Genomic DNA, 25,826 nt, shown 5'->3' with positions numbered 1-25,826 from the left:
CTCATTTTATTCATAAGGTGAACTATAAAACAATAGCAAATTGTCATGATTTAGAAAAAAAGAGACACATGCGCTTGATGGAGCGTGTGTCTCTAAAGGGTTATTTATAGAAAGAAGCGATGACAGGCTTCATTTTTTGAATGACAAGTCCACTGCCTCCACGGTTTTTCACACCTTCAATCATACCGACGAGGACATAATCTTCTTTTTTAGGATTAAAAGCAAGTAAAAATCCATTTTCAGTACCGTCTGTCGCACCTTGTTTGCTCTTTAGTTCCGCTGTTCCCGTTTTAGCGGCTATATCAGCCCCTTTTATTTGCAACGAGTGAGCGGTTCCGTTTGAATTGGTGACGACTTGAGTGAGTGCGTCCTTCACCGTATTTGCTGTATCTTCTTTGATGATCTGTTTTGGTGATGCTGTTTTTTCATCCTGAATGACTCGAGGGTACACAAGCTTTCCTCCTGTTGCAAATGGAGAATAGGCATGTACTTGTTCAATTGGTGACATGAGTAATTCTCCTTGGCCATATGCTGAGTCGGCAAGTAAGATGTCTGATTTGATTCCGTCGTTAGACACTTGTGCCGGTTTCATTGTAAACGGCATGTTTAAATCATCACCAAACCCAAATGTTTTCACTTTTTTCTCGTAAGTATCTTTGCCGATTTCAAGGGCTTCCTGTCCAAAATAAATATTATCTGAGTACACGAGGGCATCGACCATATTGACTTGTTCTTTGTCATGAACCCGTGTAATGCGATAATTTCCCCAAGATTGATCCTTCTGCCATTTCAGTCCATGAATGGTGCGTACTTTATTAGGCTTTGTGACACCTGTTTCCAGTCCAATCGCTGCTGTAATGGTTTTGAATGTAGATCCTGGTGCATATCTGCTCGCATATCGAGCTTGGAATGGGAGATCAGGATTTTCACTGTATGCTTGATATTGTTTAGGCGTGATCCCGTTGGTCATTAAATTGACATCGTAAGAAGGGGTGCTAACAAGCGCTAATAAATCACCTGATGATGGGTTCATAATGGTGACAGCCCCTTTTTCACCTTTCAGCTGTTGATAGGCTTTTTTCTGTAAAGATGCATCAATGGTCAGCTTGACTGTTTTTCCGTCTTTTCGGTCTGTTTTTTGCAATGTTTCTTCAATACCTGTTTCATCATGGATAATGAGGATGCTTCCGCCATCTTGTCCTCTTAAGTTCTTGTCAAATGTGAATTCAAGGCCGGTTTTGCCGATGATTTGGTCCGCCTTTAAAGCTGGATTTCTTTTGATATCATCCGCATTTGCTTTTCCCACATAGCCTGTCAGGTGAGCAGCGGCTTCGTTATATGGATAGTAGCGCATTTCCTTCGTTTGATAGGTGACGCCATTTATGTCTTTTGGAATCGGCTTTTGCTCTAACATAGACTTTAGCGGGACAAATGTGTCATCTGTGACCCATGCTTGTTTCAGCTGATTTTGAATCAGCTCTTCATCTATATCAAAAGCGCTGCTGATTTTTTTGATGTTGCTTTCTTTTTCCGTACCTGTCCCGAGCTTTCCAGGGATGATGCCAAGTGCGTGTCCACCAGTTGTTTCTGCTAACGTGCGCCCTTTTCGATCTACAATATTTCCGCGTACCGCAGGATCCGTTGTCACTTTGATGGTGTCACCCGTTTCCATTTGCGGGAAGATGAGATTTGGTTTCCAATCTACTTTCCACTTGTTATCCTCTTCGGAGAGAACGCCCTTGTAAGAGAGTTTGTTCAGTTTTCCAAGTGACGTTTTCATCGTGACTTCATAGGTGAATTGATACCCATTTCCTTTGTCCTGTTTTTCTACGTTGACGTTTGAGACGTTTAGATCACTTGCACCAATGCCGCTAAAGATCTTATCGTATTTTTCGGCAAGTTGTTTTTTAGAAAAGTCACTGGCTTTCAGAGAGCCACTTGTGACCTCATCTGCCAGTTTCGTGAATTCTTTTTTCTCCAGATGTTTCGTAAAGGATTCAGCGGCTTTCAGCGCCTCTTTTTCTTTTGAGAAAAGCGAATCTTTTAAGAAAAAGAGAGCAGCAGCAATCACGATGATGCTAAGAAGGGGAATGATGACTTTTTTCTGTTTCCAAAATGATTTTCGTTGATCTGTATACAATGAAAACACCTCAATTTTTGATTAGATCCTCTATAGTTTACAGTTACTGTGTAGGATTTGTATAGTTTCTCCTATGAAAATAGACCAAGACATGAAGTGGAAATATGAATCAAGACACAGTTGCTGCTGAAGAATCTCTTCATTTTTTCTTATGATTTAAAGGATTTTTTATGTGATCATCGAATGTGAAAAATTAGAAAAAATTAAAAGCGTTTTCATGAAGGAGGAATTGAGATCGTTTATAAAAAAGTGAATCTAACTGGACTTGTTCTTGGACCAATCTTCTTTTTGCTTATTTTTTTGCTCATTCCAGAAAGTGAATTGACCTATGCAGCGAGAGTGGTACTTGGCATTACAGCATGGACTGCGACATGGTGGGTCACAGAAGCTTTGCCTATACCGGCGACCTCTTTATTGCCCATCATCCTTTTGCCTACACTTGGCGGGCTATCGATGGAGCAAACATCAAGAGCTTATGGAGACCCGATTGTTTTTATGTACATGGGTGGATTTATGATTGCCATTGCCATTGAAAAATGGAATTTACATAGAAGAATGGCTTTACATATTTTAAACATCATTGGCACAAGAAGTGACCGCATTGTATTAGGGGTTATGATAGCAACGGCTTTTTTATCTATGTGGATTTCAAATGCAGCCACAGCACTGATGATGCTGCCTGTGGCACTGGCTGTGATTAAAGAGGTGAAGGCGAACGATATTTTGTCAGGTGCATCTCTTGACCGATTCAGTAAAAGCATCCTATTATCGGTCGCTTATTCAGCCTCAATTGGCGGACTGGCGACACTCGTTGGGTCTGTGCCAAATGCTGTTTTTGCGGCGATGTCAAAAAAGCTGTTAGATCGAGAAATTATGTTTTTTGAATGGTTTTTGTTTGGTTTTCCGGTGGCGGCTGTTCTGCTTATTCTCTTATTTCTGTATTTGACCAAGATACAGTTCAAGGTAGAGCACACAGGGGAAATGGGAGCAGCGTTTATACGGAAGGGTTTAGAGGATTTAGGCAAAATGAAACAAGAAGAAAAATGGGTTTTTGCTATTTTTCTTATGACGGCTTTTTTATGGATCTTTAAAATTTTTTTGTTTGGCGGGCTTCCTGTCTCGGATACGTCGATCGCAATCTTTGGGGCGATGCTGTTATTTCTTATTCCAGCGACAAATGGAGAGAGAATACTAGAATGGCAGGATATGAAGCAGCTGCCATGGGGGCTTTTGCTTTTGTTTGGAGGCGGGCTTTCGCTCGCTACAGGATTTGCGGAAACGAATCTAACAGGATGGATCGGGGAAAATTTACAGCATTTAAATGGGCTGTCTTACCTCATGCTGCTGATTATTTTAACGGCTTCAATTTTATTTATGACCGAAATTATGTCTAATACAGCAGTTGCGAACATGATCATTCCGATTACAGTAGGGCTTGGACTTGCAATTGGCATGGAGCCGTACGGCTTAATGGCTGCGGCTGCGTTAGCTTCCTCATGTGCGTTTATGCTGCCAATCTCCACACCGCCAAATGCGGCTGTCTTTAGTGCAGATGTGCTGAAAATATCTGATATGGTCAAGGCTGGCTTTTGGCTAAATGTGATCAGTATTGTAGCGATTGTGCTTGCGGTTTATTTCTGGCTGCCGGTCGTGCTGAGATGAAGACTTTGATCGAATGGAGACTTTTGGTGTTTTTGTTTCTTTTGGCTTCGGTACTGGGGTGGACTTTTTGAGATGTGTGTTCTTTGGTGTGTAATAGGTGGCCCCAATATTAAGTCTGCCTTGAAGCTGGTCGATGGAAAGCTCACCAAACTCTAAATGGTAATCAATTTTGTCCACATGCAGTGATTCAATGTGAATGTGCGTATCCTCAGAGACAGGCGGAGCAGGTGCAGACATTTTCTGCTCAAGAGCGGTGAGTCTTTTTTCCAGCTCGACGACAGAGGGGGATGGACTGGCTTCGGTTTTTTTTAAGAGTGATTGAATGAAATGTTTCAAGTGGACCACAACCTTTTCTTTCGCCTTGCTCTAGTCTATGGAAAAGCTGCCCGGTATATACTTATAGAGATACATGAAAGGGGAGAAGGGCATGCTGCCTACACGCATTCAGATTACCCATATGAAGACGAATACGATTGGTACAGGGTCCTCGATGACATTCGGCTCAACGATCGTACGAAATCACTGCTCGACGATCAAAAGAAACAATGGTTTTGGTGAACAAAATGCCGATGGCGTGATCACGATCTTGCCGATTGAAACGATTGATGATCGTGATCTAATAGACGCAGTCAGTATCAATATTCGTCATCTATGATAATCGCAGTTGCTTTACCTTCATCTTTTTGCAGGCGAATGTATAGCACGCCGTCTTTAAAGGCCGCATTCATTTGACCAAGAATCATATCTGGGAGCCGAATTTTTCTTTCAAACGGACCATACTTTCCTTGTTTTTGGCGAAAATCCTGTTCGTTAAAAAAGGAAAAACGCTGTCCTTTTACAACTAAATATTCACCATATGACAGCACCTGAACATCTTCCTTCCGGTAGCCAGGCAGATAAATTAAGTACTGAAATTCAGTAGGGGTTTCCACAATGTCGACTGGTGGAAACGATGCATCTGTTCCTCGCTGATCTTGCTGCGAGAATGTAAATGGAGACGGACCATTTGCCATAAAGGGAGATCTTTGCTCATCATCGAATATCATTTTCCAAAAATCATCTCCATGCATTTGCTGGGCAATGTCCATCCACTGCTTCATTTTTTCGAAGTCCATGTGAAGACCTCCTGTTAACATACTTGATGGGTGCTCGCATATACCTATAAAAAGGAGGTTTATCTGTGGTTCAACCAACTCCGTATATCAATATTAATATTTTCATGTTAAAAATTAATTCCTTTGAAAATGCGTCGGCGGTGAATGTCGGACAAAATTTGTTAGCAGAGTGGCAAAACTCAGATAAAAAAAATCAGGGGTACGGACAGAATTTTGGAGATGCCAGCGGTTTTGTCGGAACAAAGAGCCATGTAGATGATCGAGATCAAGTGGACTCACCTGCCTCTTTTTCGCCAGCAGCTAAACCTATTCCAAGGAAGTGATGTGTGATGTTATTCTCACCCTCAGTCGTCAATGTCGGTGCTTTTAAAATCAATGCAATGGATCGGGGGGCATCACTGACGCTAGGACCTTATCAGCAGATCGATTATTTTCTCTCGATGAAATTGAACCAGGGTTTTGGTGAGGACAATGGAGATTGTTCACCGCTTGTCATTCCAATTTCAAGCGTTCTCGATCCAGATATGGTGGACTCGAATTCAGTGAAAAACAGTGTGATTTAAACAAAAAAGAGACCGGGATTCCCCGTGTCTCTTTTCTATTGTGTTTGATTCAAGTGGCTTTTGCGTCTTGCATAGGTAAAATACACAACGACACCAATGGCTACCCAGATGAGGAAGGCTCGCCATGTCTCCCATTTCAGTGTGGCAGCCAAGATCATACAAATGACCGCACTAATGATGGGAAGAACAGGAACAAAGGGTACTTTAAACGCTGTTTTCATATTCGGATGTTTTTTCCGGAGTATGATCACAGCGATCGAGATCACCGTAAAGGCCGCAAGTGTACCGATGCTGACTAAATTAGCAAGTGTTGATAAGTTGACGAAACCAACGATACATGCCGCAACAGCGCCTGTCAGCCAAGTGTTGGCAACCGGTGTCTTCGATTTTGGATGAACGTTTGAAAAGATTTTTGGCATGAGTCCATCTCGGCTCATGGCAAAGGTTAAACGAACCTGAGCGTAGACAAGTGCAATTAACACGGTCGTAATCCCAATAATAGCACCTGCCGATATAATACCAGCGACACTATTCAGTCCAACCACTTGTAAAGCAAAAGCGACAGGGTCACTGACATTCAGTTTCGTATAGTGAACCATGCCGGTTAAGACAAAGGACACCCCGATGTATAAAATTGTACAAACACCGAGCGCGCCAATAATTCCGATTGGCATCGCTTTTTGCGGGTTTTTGACTTCTTCTGATGCATTAGCGATTGCATCAAATCCAAGGTAAGCAAAAAAGACAGTTGCCGCTCCTGCAATCACGCCATGGAAGCCCATTGGCATAAAAGGTGTCCAATTTTCAGGTTTAACGTAAGCAAAGCCTGAAATGATAAAGAGGAGGACAATGGCAATTTTGATGAGCACAATGATGTTATTCAGCTTCGTGCTCTCTTTTACGCCTCTTGAGACAATAAAGGTAATGAGTAAAATAATGAGTGCGCCTGGCAGGTTGAAGATGGCCCCATCAGCGGCTCCGGGTGCAGCCGATAAAGCCTTCGGTATGTGCAGACCAAATCCACTGAGCAGTGATTGAAAATAGGATGACCATCCGCTTGCCACAGCAGAGAGCGCAACAACATATTCAAGCATTAAATCCCAGCCCATTAAAAAGGCGAGGAATTCTCCAAGTGTTGCGTAAGAATACGTATAGACACTTCCTGACACTGGAATGGACGAGGAAAATTCAGCGTAGCAAAAAGCAGCAAGGGCGCATGCGATCGCAGCCAAAATAAAAGATATAATAATCGCAGGTCCCGCATCTTTCGCAGCCGCAACCCCCGTTATCACAAAAATTCCAGTCCCGACCACACAGCCAATGCCAAGCAAGATTAAATCAAATGTATTCAAAGAACGGCTCAGCCGCTTCGTTTGACTTTCAAGCATGAGCTGGTCGAGAGACTTTTTTCTAAATAAAGAACTCATGTTGACCTCCTAATGGATAAATCTTTTCGTAAGACGAATGTTAGTATATGCGTAAATGACAATTTAGTCAATTGGTTGAAAAACGCTTTAAATCACTAAAGTATTAAATGTCACAAAAGTCTAATGTGTATCAAAAGACATCCGCCGTCATGTGACAGGCGGATGTGATAACAGGAGATTTACGTTTCTTCAGCAAATATTTTTTCATTGTACAGCACACTCGGATGGGTTGGGTAATGGGCTGAGGATGCAAGATGATGGGTTTTGGCTTGAGCCAAATCACCGAGCTGATAATAACAATAGCAAAGCTGAAGGTGAGGATACCATGTTTTATATTGTGTCAGTGTAAAGGCTGTTTCGATTTCAGGTGCCTTCAGTGCCTGCTCATACCAATAGATGGCCGCTTTGTATTTATTTTGTGTTTTGAAATGATCCCCAATCCGGCAGCAAAATTCTGGACGGGGCTGATCATATAAGAAGGATCGCAGTAAGGAGGATAAGGCGGCTTCCTCAAATCCGACTGCATAATAGCAGTCAGCTAAATTTTGGCATGTGCGAATTTCATCCTCAATCCAGCATTGTTTTGTGGCTAAAAATTTGTGATAAAAGCGAATCGCCTTCACATGCTGCTTGTTATCTCGTAATTCATTAGCGAAGTAAAAGAGATCACGAGGCGTCATCTCTTCGCCTTTTGCAAGCATGTTTTCATAAATGCGCAGATTGCGTCCGGGCTCTCCGGCGGTTGTTTTCTTACGCTTTTGATGGGTGACGGCGATATCAGCGGGAAAAATGTTGCCATACACTTGAAGGAATTCATGAACGGCCCCATACCACTGAAAGTTCAAGGCACGCTTGACGAGCCGATTTCTTCTATATTTAAAATTCACCTGACCGTCCTCGCTAAATCCAACGTGGTAAAACATCGAGACGGCATCTACTGCGGGATCTAGCGTCTGTTTGAGCTGAAGCAGTTTTTGCCGGTCCTCTTCAAGTAGGACATCGTCGGCATCCAGCCATAAGATATACTCTTTAGTCGCATGGGAAAAAGCGAAATTGCGTGCTTTTGCAAAATGCTGGACCCATTCAAAGTCGAGCACCTTTGCTGAAAAGGAGTGAGCAATGTCCTTTGTTTGATCCGTTGATCCTGTATCAACAATGATCATCTCATCTACAATGTCTTGAACAGAAGATAGGCAGTCAGCCAAAACCTCCTCTTCATTTTTCACAATCATACATAAACTAATGGTTATCATCTTTAGATCACCTCTTCATAGTGTATCGAGCATCAAAAGGAAACATTCTTTTCAGCAGCGGGTTTTTTTAAAACTAGTTTTCTGCTACTGGCTGATTTAAAATAAAGGAAGAATCTATGTAAGGGCTGATAAAATGAGTTTATTGAATGTAGAAGGATTATATAAAACCTATGGCGAAAAAACGCTGTTTGATCATATCTCTTTTCATATAGAACCAAAGGAACGCATCGGGTTAATTGGACCGAATGGAACAGGGAAGTCAACGCTTTTAAAAGTCATTGCAGGACTTGAATCATTTGAGGAAGGCGACATCACAAAGGCAGGGACACTTGATATCGAATTTCTCGAGCAAGATCCTGAAATGAGCGGGGATGAAACGATTCTCGACTATATTTTTTCAGGAACAGCACCAATGATTCAAACGATGAAAGCCTATGAAAAGGCGCTGGCTGATTTAGAGCATGATCCACAAAACGAGGCAAAACAAGAAGCGCTTATGCGTATGCAAAATAAAATGGATCAGGACGACGCATGGGATGCGAACCTTTCGGCGAAAACGATTTTGACAAAGCTTGGCGTCAAAGATGTGAGCCGATCTGTTCATGCGTTATCAGGCGGACAGAAAAAGCGTGTGGCGATCGCCAAAAACTTAATCCAGCCTGCGGGTTTGCTGATTTTAGATGAGCCGACAAACCATCTAGACAACGCAACCATTGAATGGCTTGAAGGATATTTGAGTCAATACAGCGGGGCTGTCATTCTTGTCACCCATGATCGTTATTTCTTAAACCGTGTCGCCAATCGGATTTATGAATTAAATCAGGGGCAGCTTTACACATATAAAGGAAATTATGAAGTCTTTTTAGAAAAAAGAGCGGAACGAGAAGCGGAAGCTCAAGTAAAAGAAACGAAACGTCAAAATTTGCTTAGACGTGAGCTTGCATGGCTGAGAAGAGGGGCAAAGGCTCGAACGACAAAGCAAAAAGCGCGTATCGGCAGAGTGGAAGAGCTGAAGGATCAAAAGGGACCTGATGCAAAGGGAGAGCTTGATTTTGCGATCGGTTCTCACCGGCTTGGAAAACAAGTGATTGAGGCAGAAGAGATCAGCATCACATTTGCTGGTCAAACCCTTGTGGATCAGTTCAGCGATTTAGTCGTGCCAGGTGATCGCATCGGATTTATCGGACCAAATGGAGTGGGCAAAACAACTTTACTCAATTGCCTAGCGGGTAAAATAGAACCGACGAACGGACAATTGACCATTGGACAAACAGTCCGCATTGGCTATTACACGCAGGACCATAACGAAATGAATGAAGAGCTGAATATCATTGATTACATCAAAGAAACAGCTGAAATTGTCAAAACGGCAGATGGCGTCATTGTGACAGCAGAGCAGATGTTGGAGCGATTTTTATTCCCTAGATCCATGCAGCGCACGTTTATTCGCAAGCTGTCAGGCGGAGAGCGCCGCAGATTGTATTTATTGAAGGTGTTGATGGAAGAGCCGAATGTTCTCTTTTTAGATGAGCCGACGAACGACTTGGATACAGAGACACTGAGCATTTTAGAGGATTATTTGGAGCAGTTCCCAGGCGTAGTCATCACCGTGTCGCATGATCGTTATTTCTTAGATCGAGTCGTCCATCGTCTGCTTGTGTTTGAAGGGAATGGACGTATTTCACACTTCCAAGGTGCTTACAGCGATTACATGGAACAAGAAAAAGAACAGAAGCGAACAGAGACAAAACCTGCAGAAAAACAAGTAGAAGCTGCACCGAAAAAGAGGAAAAAACTATCCTATAAGGACCAGCTTGAATGGGATGGCATTGAAGATCGGATACAAGCTTTAGAGGACAAACACCAACAGCTCGAAGCCAGCATTGCAGAGGCTGGCAGTGATTTTGGGAAAATTCAAGAGCTGATGGACAAGCAAAAAGCCGTCGCTGAAGAATTAGAACAAGCGATGGATCGCTGGACAGAACTGTCGATGATGATTGAAGAATTAGAAAGTAATGAAAAATAAAGGTTAGCAAAAAAACTGTAGAGACGATCTACAGTTTTTTTTGATAAGAACATTTGGCATAAGCATCGTGCTGATGAATGGATTCTTCATTTCGACACTCAATTTGAAAGCCTTTGATCCAGTTTTGTTCATATAGCTCTGCTGCAATTAATCTCGCAACATCCTCTACAAAACGTGGATTTTCATAGGCCTCTTCTGTCACTTGTTTTTCATCTGGTCTTTTGAGTACAGGGTAAAGAGGCGCACTCGCATTAGACTCGATGATCTGCAGTAGATCTGCTTTCATGTCATCAGGGAGTTGACCTTGTTCAAACAGCTCTACCTGAATCGATACAGTGCCGCGCTGATTATGTGCGCCGTATTCACTGATTTCTTTTGAACAAGGACATAACGTTGTCACCTGAGCAGTGCAGCCAATATGACAAATCCATCCGTTTTCTTCATGAAAGTGGATGTCGTATTGCACGTCTGCATGCATCAAACCGGACTTTCCGCTGATGGGACTCTTTTTTTCCATGTACCACGGAAAGGAAACTTGAATCGAGGCAGATGGCTGATTCATATGCTTGGCAAGCTGTGCTGTCAATTCTTTTAAGGAATCCACATCAACCGGCTTTCCGCTCTCATAAAATGAGTGAAGCTGCTCGGTGAGACGGCTCATATGAATGCCTTTTTGATGAGCTGGCAAATATGTACTCAGCGTAAAATCAGCGGAAGCGGTTTGGTGCTGTGGAGCCGTTTTAGACAAAATATGTACAGGGTACGACACACGGCAAATTCCGACCTGTTCCAGATCAAAATAAAAGTCCTGTTCGGTTTGTTGGATGTCTATCATGTCCTCTTTTTGACAAGGTTTTGTTCTAGCGCTTGGCGGGACAGAACCGAATTGTGCGTGTCGTTCTTTTTTGGATGGAAATGAACACATAGGGTACCTCCTTTAAAACGTAATGATTCCTATTTATTCTGCATCAAACCACAATAGAAATCAAGTGATCAAACATTAACGTTTACGTTAAGGTCACAAAGGTGTATAATAAAACATGAATTGATGAGCAGGAGGCACTGGTGATGGAATGGATGAAAATTGATCAAGTGGCGAAAAGAAGCGGTCTGACGAAACGGACCATTCGTTTCTATGAAGAGATTGGTTTATTATCAGCACCAAAGCGGACAGAGGGCGGTGTCAGACTTTACTCAGAGGACGACATGGAAGAACTGGAGAAAGTGATGCAGGCCAAAGAAGTACTTGGCTTTTCTTTACAAGAGCTTCAGTCGTTTATGGAAATAGGAAAACAGCTTGAGCTGAATAAAGAAGGCTACCTGTTATCTCTTGACCCGAAGGAACGATTAGAGAAACTGTTAGATATTGATGCGCAGCTGACTGTGCAGCATCAATTGATTACAAAAAAGCTAGAAACGATTCAATCCTTTAAAAAGGATCTTGAAATGATGAAAGAAAGAGCGGCTCATGCCATTGAGCAATTACAAAAATAAACACCTCAGCGTGTTTATTTCAGCGTGTAGACAAACCCTCGCATTCTTTGTCAGTCCTGCGTGCTGGTGCTCACGAATGTCAAATTCGCTCCGCTCCAGTACTCGTCCTTCCTAGACTGCAAAGGTTTTCTATCACGCTGAAAAAGAAGACAAAGAGCTAAAATAAAGTTCATTTTAGCTCTTTGTCAACAAAATAAAATAAACACCTCAGCGTGTTTATTTTATTTTGTTAAACAACTGTAGGAAAGGTTCTGATGGAATGAAGGAAGAAGAAGTTTTGAAACAGCGTACGAGTCTGCTTAGACAGCCGAAGGCCGTCTGGGCGGTGGCCTTTGCTTGTGTGATTTCATTTATGGGCATAGGGCTTGTAGACCCGATTTTGCCAGCCATTGCATCACAATTACATGCATCTCCAAGTCAGGTGTCTCTTTTGTTTACGAGCTACTTACTTGTGACTGGCTTTGTGATGTTTTTTACCGGTTTTATTTCTAGTCGTATTGGTGCCAAATGGACGTTATTATTAGGACTCATCTTTATTATTGTCTTTTCTGCTTTAGGCGGTACTTCTTCAACCATTAATGAATTAATTGGTTTTAGAGGCGGATGGGGCATTGGGAATGCCTTATTTATTTCAACGGCATTATCAGTGATTGTCGGTGTGTCTGTTGGAGGAAGTGCGAAAGCCATCATTTTATATGAGGCGGCACTAGGTCTTGGGATTTCTGTTGGGCCGCTCCTTGGCGGTGAGCTTGGAACGATCTCTTGGCGCGGGCCATTCTTTGGTGTGGCAGTGTTAATGCTCGTTGCTCTTTTAGCTATTATTTTTATGCTTCCACCTATACAAAAGCCGCAGAAAAAGGTGAAGTTATTTGAAGCTGTTGGAGCCTTGAAATATAAGGGGCTTTTAACGATGGCATCTGCTGCTTTCTTATATAACTTTGGATTCTTTGTTCTTCTAGCTTATTCGCCATTTGTGCTTCATCTTGATGAGCATGGTCTTGGCTACGTCTTTTTTGGATGGGGATTATTTTTGGCTGTGACATCTGTCTTCTCAGCGCCGGTCATTCATCGCAAATTGGGTACATTAATAGCTCTTGTTGTTCTCTTTGCTTCGTTTGCTGTGATTTTATTCGGCATTGGAATATGGACATCACATGTGGTCGTGGTCATTTGCGGTATTGTGATTGCTGGGGGAATTCTAGGCATGATCAATACGGTGCTGACGACGGCTGTGATGGGATCAGCTCCTGTTGAGCGTTCAATTGCATCATCCTCATACAGTGCTGTACGATTTATTGGTGGTGCGATTGCTCCTTGGATTGCGGGAGTTCTCGCTGAAACTTACACAGCAAGTACCCCTTATTATGTAGGGGCGGCTGTTGTTCTCTTAGGAATGGTCATCCTGCTTCTTGGCCGTAAGCATTTGGTGAATATCCAGGCAGGTCATTAATAGAAAAAAGCCTTATATCTGCAAACGATATAAGGCTTTTTTGTCGTTATAATACTTTTGTTGTCCAAGATTCGCAATTCCAAGTTTCAGTGGCCACATCTTGATAAAATTCAGGTTCGTGGGAAATCAATAGGACGCTGCCTTTATATTCTTTTAATGCGCGCTTTAATTCTTCTTTGGCATCGACATCCAAGTGGTTTGTCGGCTCGTCGAGAACAAGTAGGTTGGTTTCTTCATTGATCAGCTTACAAAGGCGGACCTTCGCTTTTTCACCACCACTTAAAACAGACACACGGCTTTCAATATGTTTTGTCGTTAAACCGCATTTGGCAAGGGCGGCTCTGACTTCATATTGTGTGTACGATGGGAAGGTGCTCCACACCTCTTCGATACAAGTATTGCTGTTTTGCTCTTTTACTTCTTGCTCAAAGTAGCCAATATGCAGGAATTCTCCGCGTTCCACCTCACCAGAAATGGGGGAGATTTCTCCAAGCAGGCTTCGGAGCAGTGTCGTTTTTCCGATACCGTTGGCACCGTATAACGCAATTTTTTGACCGCGTTCCATTTTCAAATTCAATGGGCGGGAGAGCGGTTCATCATAACCGATGACTAAATCTTTCGTTTCAAAAATCAGTTTCCCAGACGTACGTGCCGGTTTAAAGTGGAATTCTGGTTTTGGCTTTTCGGCCGCCAGTTCAATCATATCCATCTTATCCAGTTTCTTTTGACGAGACATCGCCATATTTCGAGTGCTGACACGTGCTTTGTTTCTCGCGACAAAATCCTTTAATTCAGCCACTTCTTGCTGCTGCCTTTTATACGCTGCCTCTAGTTGCTGCTTTTTCACTTCGTACACTTGTTTAAATTGATCATAATCACCAACGTAGCGCGTGAGTTCTTGATTTTCGACATGATAAATCAAGTTAATGACACTGTTTAGGAACGGAATATCATGTGAAATGAGGATAAACGCATTTTCATATTCCTGCAAATAGCGCTTCAGCCACTCAATATGCTGTTCATCTAAATAGTTGGTCGGCTCGTCAAGAAGAAGAATTTCAGGCTTCTCTAACAGCAATTTCGCAAGCAGTACTTTTGTACGCTGTCCGCCGCTCAGCTCTGTCACATCACGATCGAGCCCGAGATCTGTCAACCCAAGACCTCTTGCAATTTCCTCTACCTTGGAATCAATGATATAAAAATCATTGTTCGTCAGGGCATCCTGAATGACGCCTACTTCTTCTAAAAGCTTTTCTAGCTCATCAGGATCTGCTTCACCCATTTTTTCGTAAATGTCATTCATTGAGGCTTCCATCGAGAATAAATAATGGAATGCATCTTGAAGGACTTCACGAATGGTTCTTCCTTTTTCAAGCACGGTATGCTGATCGAGGTAGCCGACACGGACATTTTTTGCCCATTCGACTTTTCCTGCATCTGGCTCAAGCTTGCCAGTAATAATATTCATAAACGTTGACTTTCCTTCACCGTTGGCGCCGATCAAGCCGACATGCTCGCCTTTTAATAACCGGAAGGAGACTTCGTGGAAAATGGCTCTGTCGCCAAAGCCATGACTTAAATCTTTAACAGATAATATCATTTTTTACACCTCAAATAGATTCAAAACGGCTAGTGCCTCTCATGATTATATCGAACTGTCCGGCTCGATAAAAGCATCAAAAGAAAAATTGCGTTTCAAAGCTGATTTTGAGATACTTAAGGATAGATTGAATGAGGATAAAGGAGATCAACATGACGGAAAATTGGGCATTTTTGAAAGAAGCAAAGCCATTTATTCAAAAGAACTTTGAAGCGGCTGGCTTTGAGAAGCCAACAGCGATACAAGAACAAACAGCAGAGTGGATTACGGAAAAACGCGATGTGATCGCAGAATCACCGACTGGAACAGGGAAGACACTTGCGTATGTTCTGCCGCTTTTAAATAAAATTGATGTGACTATCAAACACCCGCAAGTCTTAATCTTGGCACCTTCAAGAGAGCTTGTGATGCAAATTTTTGATGTCGTGCAAGAATTCAAACAAGGTTCAGACATCAAAGCTATTTCCTTAATAGGCGGGGCAAACATCAAGAAGCAGCAGGAAAAGCTAAAAAAACACCCGAATATCGTGGTGGCGACACCGGGTCGCGTACAAGAGTTAATTAAAATCAAGAAACTGAAAATGCATGAAGTGAAAACGATCGTGTTAGATGAGGCAGACCAGCTTCTTGTCCCAGAGCATATGAAAACGATCCAAGCGATCATTAAATCCACATTAAAAGAAAGACAAATCCTTTGTTTCTCTGCGACGTTGAAAGAGGAAACCGTTCAACTGATCAAAGACATTGCATCTGAACCAGAGGTATTGAGAATTAGCAGAAGCCAAGAAGAAGCGCAGAAGGTAGGGCATTATTACCTGTTATGTGATCAGCGCGACAAGGTGAAATTACTGCAAAAGCTATCACGGCTTGAGGACATGCAGGCACTTGTCTTTGTGCGAGATATTACGAATTTGAGCATTTATGCAGAAAAATTAGCGTATCACCATGTCGACCTTGGTGTGCTTCACAGTGAAGCGAAAAAAGCAGAGCGTGCTGTCATCTTAAAGGCATTTGAACAACGTGAATTCCCGCTCCTCCTTGCAACAGATATTGCAGCAAGAGGAATCGATATTGATGATCTGCCATATGTGATTCATGCAGATATGCCAAATGAAGAGGGCTACATCCACCGTTCAGGTAGAACCGGACGCGCAGGAAAAGAAGGCGCAGTCATCAGTCTTGTCACACCTCAAGAGCAATCAATGCTGAAAAAAATGGCGAAAAAGCTGAATCTTTCGCTTGAAGAAATTGTGTATAAGCAAGGCCAGCTGCACCTTGCGCCCAAGCAGGCATAAGAAAAGGACCCTCCATAATTGGCAGGGTCCTTTTTTGTTATGAAATTTTGACAAGTTGTTTTCCGACATTTTCCCCTTTGAATAGTCCAAGGAATGCATCAGGAATGTTGTCAAAGCCTTCAATGATTGTTTCTTTATATGTGAGTTTGTCTTCTTTTACCCATTGTGCGAGATCTTTTGCCGCCTCTTCAAAACGATCAGAGTAGTTGGCAACAATGAAGCCCTGCATTAATGCACTTGTTTTAATGAGTTTTGTTTGCACACGAGGGCCAATGTCTTCGCTTGCACTAATGTTATAAGAAGAAATGGCGCCGCAGACTGGAATACGTGCAAAACGGTTCAAATGATTCATCACAGCATCAGAGATGTCGCCGCCCACATTGTCAAAATACACATCGACACCGTTTGGACAGGCTTTTGCAATGGCGTCATCTAAATCATTTGTTGTTTTATAATTAATGGTTTCATCAAAGCCCAGTTCTTTTAAATAAGCCAGCTTATCATCAGATCCGGCAATTCCAACGACGTGGGCACCTTTGATTTTAGCAATCTGTCCGACAACAGAACCAACGGCACCTGCGGCTCCAGAAATGACAACCGTTTCGCCTTCTTTTGGCTGACCAATCGCAAGAAGTCCAAAATAGGCGGTTTGTCCTGGCATGCCCAAAATCCCTAAGTAATAAGATAACGGCGCAATGGATGGATCAATTTTTGTCAGAGACTCTGCTTTGGCAGTAGAATATTCCTGCCAGCCAAGGAATCCAAGTACAAAATCACCTTTCTCAAATTGAGGAGATTTGGACTCGACGACTTCTCCGACCACACCACCCTGGATCACTTCATTGAGTTTAAACGGAGGTGTATAGGATTTTGTATCTTGCATTCTTCCTCTCATGTAAGGATCTACAGACACATATTTCGTTTGAATCAAGACTTCGCCATCTTGCGGCGTTGGTATATCAACTGTTTCAAAATGAAAAACATCTTTAGTAGGTAACCCTTTTGGACGTTTTGCTAATTGAATTTGTTTTTGTTGACTCATGTCAAATCCTCCCTTTCACTTGCAACCTAGATTTACATTAACATGATGCTTCTTTTCGTTCAAAACATACGGTCTTTTCCAAGCACATACAAAAAAGCAGCCACCATCTAAAAGAAGGGGACTACTTTTTTTGAAGAGAGACAGAAAGGAGCGGCGGGAGACAACCAAACAGTTGATACTCATCCGCATCACGTTCTTTTAACAAATATTCATTTGCATTTTGCATGGAGGCTTTCATCATATCGTGCGTCACAAAAGGAAAAAGGATATTTAAATATGAGGACAACAGGTCTTGTGGATCTTGTTCGATTGACTCGATATCTCCAATGTTAATAATAATAGAAAAGAGATAATCGATGCAGATGTGAAAGTGCTGTTCAGCAAACAAAGTAAGCGGCTTTGCTTTTGATTCTTCAGGATTCCATTTTTGAAAAAGCTGTTTCACCAAATCACTGACAACCCATGCATTAAACTGCTGCTCAGCTGAAAAATAATACATCAGCTCCACCCCATTTCTAGCCTCCAGTATAAGAATTGTACAACAAATGACAAGGAAAGCATACAATTTTTCAGAAAATTTAGTCATATTCGCAGTCTTTTTGTCAAAAATAAGTCCATAGACGCATTAAGTTCACAGAGTAAAAATGGATGTGCTGGAGGAAGGTTTAATGACAAAAGTGACGGGTAAAAGATTCGTAAGACGTTAAAGGAGGAATAATAAATGAAACCTGTTGTAAGAGAGTATTCAAATGATGAAACACTTCAAAGAGATGTGGAGCAATTAAAACAACTCGGTGTTGCAAGAGAGGACATTTATGTTCTGTCCCATGACGATGATCGAACTGAGCGTATTGCAAGCAACGCAGATGCCAATACGATAGGTCCAAAAGAAGTTGGACTCAAGCATGCGGTTGGAAACATCTTTAGCAAAAAGGGAGATGAACTCCGCAATAAGATTCACGAAATTGGTTTCTCAAAAGAAGAAGCTGAGACATTCGAAGAACATTTAGACGAAGGAAAAGTTCTTCTCTTTGTGACTGACCATGAAAAAGTGAAAAATTGGGCATAAACGCCATCGTAAAAAGCCTCTTACTTTTGTAAGGGGCTTTTTTCAGATTTTTGACAAAGGGCTAAAATGAACTTGATTTTAGTCCTTTGTCTTCTTTTCAGCGTGATAGAAAATCTTTGCAGTCTAGGAAGGACGAGTACTGACGCGGAGCGAATTTCACATTCGTGAGCACCAGCACGCAGGACTGACAAAGAATGCGAGGGTTTGTCTACACGCTGAAAGCCTCTTACTTTTGTAAGGGGCTTTTTTTCATGCTGCGATAATTAAAATCTACCATCTGTCTTTTTCACTATAATAAGAAAGGTTGAAAAATTGGGATAAACAGTAAAATGTCTAATTGAAAATATAGAAACATCAAAGGATACCATCAAAAAAATGAAAAAAGTAGTGAAAATATCACAAAAAACCATTCGGGAAATAATTATGATATCTTTATTTTTATCTCAAAATGAAATAAAAATCTTGTGTAATTTAGTAGATAAATTTCTTAGTTCTATTGGTTTAAGTTGTATTCTTGTGTAGAAATAAGTGTTTTAAGGTCAAAAAACCACGAAATATACCTGTATTTTCAATTAGAAAATCATTCTAATGTTTAGGAAATAATTTGTTGACAAAATAATCTAAAAACAATATATTTGGCTTAATCAAGTCATTATGGAAGTAGTTGTTAAATTTTTGATAGGTGGATTTCAGGATCAATTCTGTAAATGATGATGCATTAAGACCTAAGGAAGAGCACTTCTGGGGCAAAGCGATACGGAAGAAATATCTATTAGACAAAAAAGAATAGATGAAAGATAGCTTAGAATAGTAGATTCGTCTTTCTACTATGCCTATTTCTCAATAATATTGTTCAAGGTATTCAGAGGATCATCATAAAGAAAGCGCTTTCTAAACGATGTTAAGGAGGTGAACCCATATGAAGAAAATGTATAACAAACTGAGGCGCTGTAACAGTTGAATGGCTGTGGTTGTATGTGAAGATGAGTGCTGAAAAAGAAGAGTGACATGTGGGATGCTTCTCTCCTTTTTCAGAAAACAGATTTCCTAAAAAATCCATCTTTCATTTTATCATAAGGCTTTTTGCTTGAAAACCACCTTTGTTAGGAAAGGTGATTGTGAATTGAAGGAGGTCACGTGATGAAAAAGGCTTTGTATCATGAAGACAGCGGGTTGTATTTAGAAAAAATGCGTATGGCTTTTCAAGAACACTATGAGCAAAGAACAGATATGTGGTCCACTGATCCATCGTTAACAGATGCTGCTGTGATGTCTCTGAAGGCATGGCGTTCCAGGGAAAAGGATGCACTTGCTTCTGTGCTGGATATCGGCTGCGGGAACGGCAGGGTTCTTGAACATTTACAAGGACTGTCGGCATATACCGGCATTGATCTTTATGAGCATGAGGAATGGCAAGGATTAAAGAAGAGAAAAGAGGTTCCTGTCCATTTTTATCATCAAGATTTTATGTCCTGGTCGATGAATCAAGGGCGCGAGCTGACGTTTGATCTGATTTTAGATCATGGCTGCTTTCACCATCAGCACCCTGATGACCACGAACGATACTTAAAGCAGATTTCCTCGCTGCTTCATGAAGGTGGTGTGTTTTCCCTTGTTGTATGGGGAGAAGAGTGGAAAACAGGCTTAATCGGAGAAGATGGACGCTTCCATTTTTCATTCTCAGATACTCAGCTTGGAGAAAAGATTTGTACATCAGGACTTGAGCTCGTTTCGATTACACCATTACAAGCGAAGGCTGGGATCAGCCAGCATCATGTCATTGCTGTCAAAATCTAGTGCAAAGGAGGATAAACGCGATGTTTGATGTGATGGTTCTTGGTGCATACCTAGGCGGGTGTCATGCTTCAATCAATGTAGCTGAATTGAAGTACGGACTATTCATCCAATCAAAGGGTACAACCGGATGACGTGCATTTGAAGAACCAGAGCTTCTAGTAAAGGAGAAAGCAGCTCGAAGCTAGCAGAGATATTCTTTTAGAGAAAGAGCATGTCAGTTTCCATTCAAGAATCATCCAATGGTGTTGCTCTCTTACAGAGAATACAGCGTATGAAGCTCGATTTCTGCTCCTTTGTACTGGACAAGTGACAGTCTAAAAAGAGTCTTTATGAAAGGTACTGATGGATGATTGGCATCGCACATCTATTCAGCCAGTATGACAGGAAATTTCTCCTGAGCCATGATTCTAGCTGGAACCGGTGCTCAGGATGCAAAGGGAGTGCATACACATATTCATCACGCCATCACTGCGCTGAGAGAGTTCAATGGGGTGCAGTGATGAATAGGGGGAGACAAATGAACAAGTTTGTAGCTGAACTACAATCAATGATTCATCATTTTACATTTCAAGAAAAACACTATTTGCTCGTGGGGCCAGTGAACCTGCCGATCTCTATTGAACATGAAGAAGTGCAGTTTACATGGTATGCCTTTGCGTCTGTAGAAGCTGATACAACGCCAACGGTTGAGTCTATTGTACAAATGAGTACCGAGCAGCAAACATTTTCCTCTTGTCTCCTTTTTGGCGACTTTGAAAATGAAGTGCCGCCGCTTGTGCGAATTCATAGTGTCTGCCAAACAGGGGATGTGTTTGGGTCACTGAAATGTGATTGCGGTCCACAGCTTGCATCATCGCTAAAAAAAATCACCGATTACGGAAAAGGCATGCTTGTGTATATGGCCAATCAAGAAGGGCGCTCTATTGGGCTAATGGCCAAAGCCTTCACGTATAAATTACAGGAAATGAAACTGGATACATTTGAGGCGAACAGGTTGATCGGCTGCGGAGATGATGATCGGCATTACGAGGAAGCAGCGGCTGTCTTGCACTATTTAAACAAAGGGAAACCATTGCATCTCTTAACCAATAATCCAGATAAAGTCGATTCCATTGCTGCTTACGGTCTTCCGGTTTTACGGTTTGATCATACGGTAGAAGCCTCTCTCTATAATGAGGCGTATTTAAAGGCAAAAGCAGCATCAGGGCATATGGTCGATGAGAAGAAATTAATTAATCAGTAGATGAGTTTATTTAAAGAAGGCGGGAGAAAAGCGTGAAACCTGATATCAATTGGATTCAAATCCCAAGCGGCTATGCGACGATTGGAAGTAATGAAGAAGATATGAAAAAGGCATCAGAATTTTGGAAGGACAAACTTCTGAATCCAGCCTATGGCCGTGAGAAAAAATTTCAAAAATGGCTGTACAAAGAATTTCCATCTTATCAGCCGTATATGAGTGAATTTTTCATCTCAGATACGGTCGTCACCAATGAATGGTATCAAAGCTATTGCGACGAGACAGGAAAGCCTTATCCAGAGAGCTTGACGAACCTAGAACTTGGCGGGGGAAAAGACCATCCAGCTTGGGGCATGGACATCGAGGAAGCTTTCTCATTTTGTCAGTGGCTGAGCGGGAAGCTTGGATATGAGGTATCGATCCCTACTGAGGAAGAATGGGAATATGCTGCCCGGGGCAATACGAGACATCAATATCCTTGGGGAGATGAGTTTGATCCCTCTTACTGTAATACGCACGAATCAAATATTGAAAAAACGACACCTGTCCGTCATTACGAAAAAGGAAGATCTCTATTTGGACTATATGATATGGGTGGCAATGTCGAAGAATGGGTCAACACCAAGTATCACATATATGAAGGCGGGATTGAGGTTGTAGATGATTTAACCGAGACACTCGGCAGTGATTACTACATTTTAAAAGGTGGCTCCTTCGCAAGAGGCGGAGATTTATGCAGAGTCGCAAGAAGACACGGGAAACACCCAGACCCTGTTTTTCGATTTACTGGTTTTCGTTTAGTTACTCGTCAAAAACAACATATAAAGGTGGGAGTGTAAAACCATGCATAGAGGACCGATTACATCCGTTTTATCAACTCAGCATGACCAAATTGTCTACACAGGTGGCTATGACCGCTGTATTTATAAATGGGACCGTGCCACGGGAGAAGGAACATTCATTGGCAGTCACGAGCATATCATCAACTCTTTATCCCTTTCGGAAAATGGAACGTATTTAGCGAGTGCATCGTCAGACTATACCATTCAATTATATGATACTGCCACCCATACAAGAATTCGTACGCTATATGGTCATGCGGATGATGTGGAAGCTGTCGCATTTGCGAAGCAGGATACGCTTCTTGTATCGGTGTCCAGAGATAGAAGATGCTTAGTTTGGGATATTGAAACGGGAGCCATTTTAAGAGAATTTCATGGACATAGCAAGGATGTATTAGCTGTATGGATTCATGAGGATAAAGCTTATACAACTGGTGACGATGGCTATGTCCTTGTATGGCTCTATGAAACAGGAGAAATTGTAGGTGAAATTGGCCCGTTTGATTATGAGCTGGATACCATCAGCGGAAGCAATCAAAAAGAAGTATTCGCCCTCGGCAGAGACGATGGCACGGTCATCATTTATGATGCCGCTACATTACAGGAGAAAAAAATCATCAAAGCTCATTTACAAGGCGTGAAACGTGTGAATTTTTCACCGAGCGGTAACTACTTGCTCACAGCGGGATATGACCATTTAATTAAGCTCTGGAATTATGAAACCGGTGATTTAATTGATACACTGCTGCCTCATAAATATCAATGGGAGCGCTCGCTTGTTTGGACAGAAGATGAGCAGGCCATTTTAGGCGCCAGCTTTGGGAAAACGTATTGTGAATGGTCCATTCAAGAAGGAAAAGTGATCTCTGATGAGCAGGAATTGGCGACACCTTCTATTAATGATATTGCGTTGACTGAAGCGGGTGATATTATTACTGCATCAGATGACGGAAAATTCAGAAAAAATGGAATCGAAATCGCAAAATCAACAGGTGTTCTCACAAATGGAGTGGCTGTTGCTCGGGATGGAAGCTATTATGCATGGGGCGATCATGCGAGTCAGGTGCATATTGTACACGAGTCATTGCAGCAAATGGTCTCTTTTGATCTCAACACAGGTCCTGTCAATAGTGTGTATTTTCATGAAGAGGATCGTCAATTTTATATCGGCACTTATGGCGGTTATGTGCATGTCATTTCGACAGAACACTTAAAGGAAATCGGCCGTTCTAAAGCACATGATTGCGCGGTCAAAGCATTAAAGGTAGAAGGGGATCATATCATCACAGCGGCAGTTGAAGGAACCATCTGTCTTCTTGATAAAAAGAGCTTGTCCTTAACAGCAGAATATATCGGGGCGACAGAGCTGTTAAATGATGTATTTATTGATAGCAAAAGAGATCGTATTGCCATTGTCAGCCGTGATAAAAACGTCCGATTGTTTGATTTGCATACAGGCAGAATTTTAAATCAGCACAACGAGCATCAATATTCCATTAAATCCATCACTGTGACAGACTCTGGCTATATCGTGAGCGGAGACTATTGGGGGTATATTGTGGCATGGAATCCAGAGCTAGATGTCAATACTGGTCCGATTCGAATTGCTAAGAATGGTATTAGTGCCATTAGGCAACTAGGAAATGATGTGTATGCAAGTTCATATGACGGTGGTATTTATCATATTCGAGAAGATGGTACACATACAGAAGTACTGCGCTTATTTGAACAATTTCCGAAAGAAGTAATCTCTCATTAAGAAAAAGAATGTAAGCGGGGGATTCTCATGATAAGTGTTTGCAAGGAACATATGAAAAAAGGCCTAACTGTACTCAATTGTCCGCATGTGCTCCTCATTAATAAATATGAATGTCGCAAATGCTGTTTTTGTAAACAACGAGCATCATATAAACTGTTTTATTCCTTGCCTTACTATGATCGAACTGAAAAGAAACGGATGGAGAAAATATAGCCCATGAGAATAGAACTCCTTCATTTTCTGAAGGAGTTCTTTCCCTTGAGAGAAGAAAGGAGTCCGAGATGAAAGACGATGTTTTTTATATGAAGCTGGCGATTGCCAACGCGAAGGCGATGAAAGGACAAACCTCACCCAATCCGCTTGTTGGTGCAGTAATTGTTCAGAGCGGTGAGATCGTTGGAATAGGTGCTCATCTGAAGGCGGGAGAGCCTCATGCTGAAATTCATGCGCTGCAAATGGCAGGAGAAAAGGCGAAGGGAGCAGACATGTATGTAACGCTCGAACCTTGTACACATCACGGAAAAACAGGCCCTTGCACCGAAGCGATCATCAAAAGTGGAGTGAAGAAAGTGCTGATTGCCACCCAAGATCCGAATCCGGTTGTTGCAGGTAAAGGAATTGCTTTTTTGAAAAAGGCTGGAATTGAAGTAGTGCAAGGAATATGCAAACAGGAAGCAGATCGTTTAAATGCTCCTTTTTTTCATTTAATGCAAACGAACCTTCCATATGTCATTTTAAAATCAGCTATTTCAATAGATGGGAAAATTGCCACGGCTGATCAAGAAAGCAAATGGATCACTGGAATAGAAGCGAGAACAGAAGTGCAGCGCTTACGTCAAGAAGCAGATGCGGTGCTGACAGGAGTGGAGACGATTATTGAAGATGATGCCGGCTTAATTGTAAAGGATTCATTGAACCATCAGCCCATTCGTGTCATTTTAGATTCAACATTAAGGATACCGCTTCATGCCAAATGCTTAACAGATCATATGGCAGAAACCATGATTTGTACATCACAAAATTATGATCATCAAAAGTATCAACAGTTGATACAAAAAGGTCATCAAGTATTTGTCACAAGCGGAGAACACCGGACAGATATTCAAGATGTGTTACGCATGTTGAAGAAGCGCTCTGTGATGTCAGTGCTTGTAGAGGCAGGAGGCAGTGTGAGTGCTTCATTTTTAGAAGCATCCCTTGTGAACGAAGCTGTTATCTATATGGCACCTTTGTTGATTGGAGGGAAAGATGCACCTACTTTTTTTGAAGGAGAAGGTGTAAAAAAACTAAAAAAGGCGATCCGTCCAGCGAATATTGAATATAGTATGGTAGGAAAAGATTTAAAAATGACGATGATATTTTAACGATGGAGAGAGGTCCTTGCACGTAGAGTGCAAGGCCTTTCAAATTTTTTGATAAAAATAAAATTGTACATACACCTTTATCGATCATGATGAATACGATGGATTGGGGTGATTCTATGAGAAAATGTAGACAATGCGGAAAGATATACCCAACTCATTCGACAGACCACTACCAAAAAGGAAGCTGGTATGATGCGTATAAGGATGATGGCTGGGAATGTGATAGTTGTAAGAAAGGTAAATCAGACAAACCAAGGAAACCAGTAAAAAATCCATGCTGTGGAAAAGATCCTTGTGTGTGTGTCATTCAAGGACCGCCAGGGGGAAGAGGAAGGAGAGGCCCAGCAGGTCCGGCAGGTCCAGTGGGTCCAGTGGGTCCAGTTGGCCCAGCGGGTCCAGCAGGAGCAACGGGCGCAACAGGCGCCACCGGTGTAGGTTTAACCGGTATCGTGGCATTTGATCCAGCGGATGCCCCAACCTATCCAGAAGGTCAAGTGGTGACATTTGATGGAAGTACGTATGTGGCGAATACAGCTTCACCAACAGGTACGCCAGGTACGTCTCCAGATTATACATTGTTAGCAGCTGCGGGAGATACGGGTGCCACGGGTGCCACAGGAACAGGAGCGACCGGTGCTACAGGAGATACAGGCGCAACCGGAGCGACAGGAGCCACAGGAGCAACGGG

General features: G+C 42.1%; 23 protein-coding genes and 1 pseudogene. 15 read left to right on the top strand and 9 right to left on the bottom strand.

Annotated features, from left to right (window positions below; translation table 11 throughout):
- Nucleotides 1-100: 100 nt before the first annotated feature.
- A complete protein-coding gene (locus tag ACRRMM_RS14715) occupies nucleotides 101-2,140 on the bottom strand; it encodes a penicillin-binding transpeptidase domain-containing protein (RefSeq protein ID WP_224559729.1) in 2,040 nt (679 codons plus the stop codon).
- A 249-nt stretch (nucleotides 2,141-2,389) separates the two neighbouring features.
- On the opposite strand from ACRRMM_RS14715, the gene ACRRMM_RS14710 reads away from it, so the two are divergent.
- Nucleotides 2,390-3,802 (top strand): SLC13 family permease, encoded by a 1,413-nt coding sequence (locus ACRRMM_RS14710; protein ID WP_083693062.1) that lies wholly within the window; start codon nucleotides 2,390-2,392, stop codon nucleotides 3,800-3,802.
- Here ACRRMM_RS14710 and ACRRMM_RS14705 read toward each other — a convergent pair.
- A complete protein-coding gene (locus ACRRMM_RS14705) occupies nucleotides 3,734-4,147 on the bottom strand; it encodes a hypothetical protein (protein ID WP_432450829.1) in 414 nt (137 codons plus the stop codon). The two genes, ACRRMM_RS14710 and ACRRMM_RS14705, sit on opposite strands and share 69 nt — an antisense overlap.
- A gap of 82 nt (nucleotides 4,148-4,229) precedes the next feature.
- On the opposite strand from ACRRMM_RS14705, the gene ACRRMM_RS14700 reads away from it, so the two are divergent.
- Nucleotides 4,230-4,457: a hypothetical protein gene (locus ACRRMM_RS14700; protein WP_017360415.1), complete on the top strand. Its 228-nt coding sequence runs from the start codon at nucleotides 4,230-4,232 to the stop codon at nucleotides 4,455-4,457.
- Here the strand turns inward: ACRRMM_RS14700 and ACRRMM_RS14695 are convergent.
- Entirely contained in the window at nucleotides 4,438-4,917 is a 480-nt protein-coding gene (locus ACRRMM_RS14695) for an Hsp20/alpha crystallin family protein (protein ID WP_008344182.1), read from the bottom strand. The genes ACRRMM_RS14700 and ACRRMM_RS14695 overlap by 20 nt on opposite strands.
- 65 nt (nucleotides 4,918-4,982) lie before the next feature.
- Here ACRRMM_RS14695 and ACRRMM_RS14690 point away from each other — a divergent pair, with 65 nt between their 5' ends.
- Together ACRRMM_RS14690 and ACRRMM_RS14685 are read left to right on the top strand one after the other, a co-directional pair.
- Nucleotides 4,983-5,240, top strand: a complete 258-nt coding sequence (locus ACRRMM_RS14690) for a hypothetical protein (protein WP_008344180.1) — start codon at nucleotides 4,983-4,985, stop codon at nucleotides 5,238-5,240.
- Nucleotides 5,241-5,246: 6 nt separating this feature from the next.
- Complete coding sequence (locus tag ACRRMM_RS14685; RefSeq protein WP_008344178.1) at nucleotides 5,247-5,480, top strand: hypothetical protein; 234 nt, start codon at nucleotides 5,247-5,249, stop codon at nucleotides 5,478-5,480.
- Nucleotides 5,481-5,515: 35 nt separating this feature from the next.
- Here the strand turns inward: ACRRMM_RS14685 and ACRRMM_RS14680 are convergent, their stop codons facing one another.
- Complete coding sequence (locus ACRRMM_RS14680) at nucleotides 5,516-6,907, bottom strand: amino acid permease (RefSeq protein WP_008344176.1); 1,392 nt, start codon at nucleotides 6,905-6,907, stop codon at nucleotides 5,516-5,518.
- A gap of 179 nt (nucleotides 6,908-7,086) precedes the next feature.
- The gene (locus ACRRMM_RS14675; protein ID WP_125591024.1) at nucleotides 7,087-8,160 is read right to left on the bottom strand and encodes a tetratricopeptide repeat-containing glycosyltransferase family 2 protein; all 1,074 of its coding nucleotides are present in this window, start codon (nucleotides 8,158-8,160) and stop codon (nucleotides 7,087-7,089) included.
- A 133-nt stretch (nucleotides 8,161-8,293) separates the two neighbouring features.
- On the opposite strand from ACRRMM_RS14675, the gene ACRRMM_RS14670 reads away from it, so the two are divergent.
- Nucleotides 8,294-10,186 carry an ABC-F family ATP-binding cassette domain-containing protein gene (locus ACRRMM_RS14670; RefSeq protein WP_041506629.1) on the top strand — a complete coding sequence of 631 codons (1,893 nt, stop codon included), beginning with the start codon at nucleotides 8,294-8,296 and terminating at the stop codon, nucleotides 10,184-10,186.
- A gap of 28 nt (nucleotides 10,187-10,214) precedes the next feature.
- On the opposite strand, the gene folE2 is transcribed toward ACRRMM_RS14670, so the two are convergent.
- Nucleotides 10,215-11,111, bottom strand: a complete 897-nt coding sequence (gene folE2, locus ACRRMM_RS14665) for a GTP cyclohydrolase FolE2 (protein ID WP_057078344.1) — start codon at nucleotides 11,109-11,111, stop codon at nucleotides 10,215-10,217.
- Between the two features lie 143 nt (nucleotides 11,112-11,254).
- Here folE2 and ACRRMM_RS14660 point away from each other — a divergent pair, with 143 nt between their 5' ends.
- Complete coding sequence (locus tag ACRRMM_RS14660; RefSeq protein ID WP_017366797.1) at nucleotides 11,255-11,680, top strand: MerR family transcriptional regulator; 426 nt, start codon at nucleotides 11,255-11,257, stop codon at nucleotides 11,678-11,680.
- A 259-nt stretch (nucleotides 11,681-11,939) separates the two neighbouring features.
- Entirely contained in the window at nucleotides 11,940-13,130 is a 1,191-nt protein-coding gene (locus ACRRMM_RS14655; protein ID WP_428828815.1) for an MFS transporter, read from the top strand.
- Nucleotides 13,131-13,176: 46 nt separating this feature from the next.
- Here ACRRMM_RS14655 and ACRRMM_RS14650 read toward each other — a convergent pair whose 3' ends face one another.
- Nucleotides 13,177-14,730 (bottom strand): ABC-F family ATP-binding cassette domain-containing protein, encoded by a 1,554-nt coding sequence (locus tag ACRRMM_RS14650; protein ID WP_007496783.1) that lies wholly within the window; start codon nucleotides 14,728-14,730, stop codon nucleotides 13,177-13,179.
- Nucleotides 14,731-14,882: 152 nt separating this feature from the next.
- Between ACRRMM_RS14650 and ACRRMM_RS14645 the strand changes: the two genes are divergently transcribed.
- Nucleotides 14,883-16,025, top strand: coding sequence for a DEAD/DEAH box helicase (locus tag ACRRMM_RS14645; protein ID WP_213406497.1), 1,143 nt, complete (start codon nucleotides 14,883-14,885; stop codon nucleotides 16,023-16,025).
- 37 nt (nucleotides 16,026-16,062) lie between these two features.
- On the opposite strand, the gene ACRRMM_RS14640 is transcribed toward ACRRMM_RS14645, so the two are convergent.
- Together ACRRMM_RS14640 and ACRRMM_RS14635 are read right to left on the bottom strand one after the other, a co-directional pair.
- Nucleotides 16,063-17,067, bottom strand: a complete 1,005-nt coding sequence (locus ACRRMM_RS14640; protein ID WP_099496381.1) for an NADP-dependent oxidoreductase — start codon at nucleotides 17,065-17,067, stop codon at nucleotides 16,063-16,065.
- Between the two features lie 121 nt (nucleotides 17,068-17,188).
- Nucleotides 17,189-17,566, bottom strand: a complete 378-nt coding sequence (locus tag ACRRMM_RS14635) for a YfmB family protein (protein ID WP_017366799.1) — start codon at nucleotides 17,564-17,566, stop codon at nucleotides 17,189-17,191.
- Nucleotides 17,567-17,788: 222 nt separating this feature from the next.
- Here ACRRMM_RS14635 and ACRRMM_RS14630 point away from each other — a divergent pair, with 222 nt between their 5' ends.
- The 7 genes and pseudogenes from ACRRMM_RS14630 to ACRRMM_RS14600 all read left to right on the top strand — a co-directional run.
- Nucleotides 17,789-18,136, top strand: a complete 348-nt coding sequence (locus tag ACRRMM_RS14630) for a general stress protein (protein WP_007496775.1) — start codon at nucleotides 17,789-17,791, stop codon at nucleotides 18,134-18,136.
- 1,140 nt (nucleotides 18,137-19,276) lie between these two features.
- Nucleotides 19,277-19,933 carry a class I SAM-dependent methyltransferase gene (locus ACRRMM_RS14625; protein WP_035391380.1) on the top strand — a complete coding sequence of 219 codons (657 nt, stop codon included), beginning with the start codon at nucleotides 19,277-19,279 and terminating at the stop codon, nucleotides 19,931-19,933.
- 517 nt (nucleotides 19,934-20,450) lie between these two features.
- The gene (locus ACRRMM_RS14620) at nucleotides 20,451-21,176 is read left to right on the top strand and encodes a GTP cyclohydrolase II (protein WP_017360404.1); all 726 of its coding nucleotides are present in this window, start codon (nucleotides 20,451-20,453) and stop codon (nucleotides 21,174-21,176) included.
- A 32-nt stretch (nucleotides 21,177-21,208) separates the two neighbouring features.
- On the top strand, nucleotides 21,209-22,012 hold the full coding sequence (locus tag ACRRMM_RS14615; protein WP_428828816.1) for a formylglycine-generating enzyme family protein: 804 nt from the start codon (nucleotides 21,209-21,211) through the stop codon (nucleotides 22,010-22,012).
- Between the two features lie 4 nt (nucleotides 22,013-22,016).
- Nucleotides 22,017-23,774: a WD40 repeat domain-containing protein gene (locus tag ACRRMM_RS14610; protein WP_428828817.1), complete on the top strand. Its 1,758-nt coding sequence runs from the start codon at nucleotides 22,017-22,019 to the stop codon at nucleotides 23,772-23,774.
- Nucleotides 23,775-24,055: 281 nt separating this feature from the next.
- Entirely contained in the window at nucleotides 24,056-25,138 is a 1,083-nt protein-coding gene (gene ribD, locus ACRRMM_RS14605) for a bifunctional diaminohydroxyphosphoribosylaminopyrimidine deaminase/5-amino-6-(5-phosphoribosylamino)uracil reductase RibD (protein ID WP_428828818.1), read from the top strand.
- A gap of 116 nt (nucleotides 25,139-25,254) precedes the next feature.
- Nucleotides 25,255-25,826 (top strand): annotated as a pseudogene (locus tag ACRRMM_RS14600) (exosporium glycoprotein BclB-related protein); the annotation flags it as partial.

Origin of the sequence: Bacillus sp. XT-4 (assembly GCF_050864245.1) — a bacterium.
Taxonomy (GTDB): domain Bacteria; phylum Bacillota; class Bacilli; order Bacillales; family Bacillaceae; genus Bacillus; species Bacillus altitudinis.
Note: the sequence above shows the minus strand (reverse complement) of the source record. Positions and strands in the feature narration are given on the sequence as shown.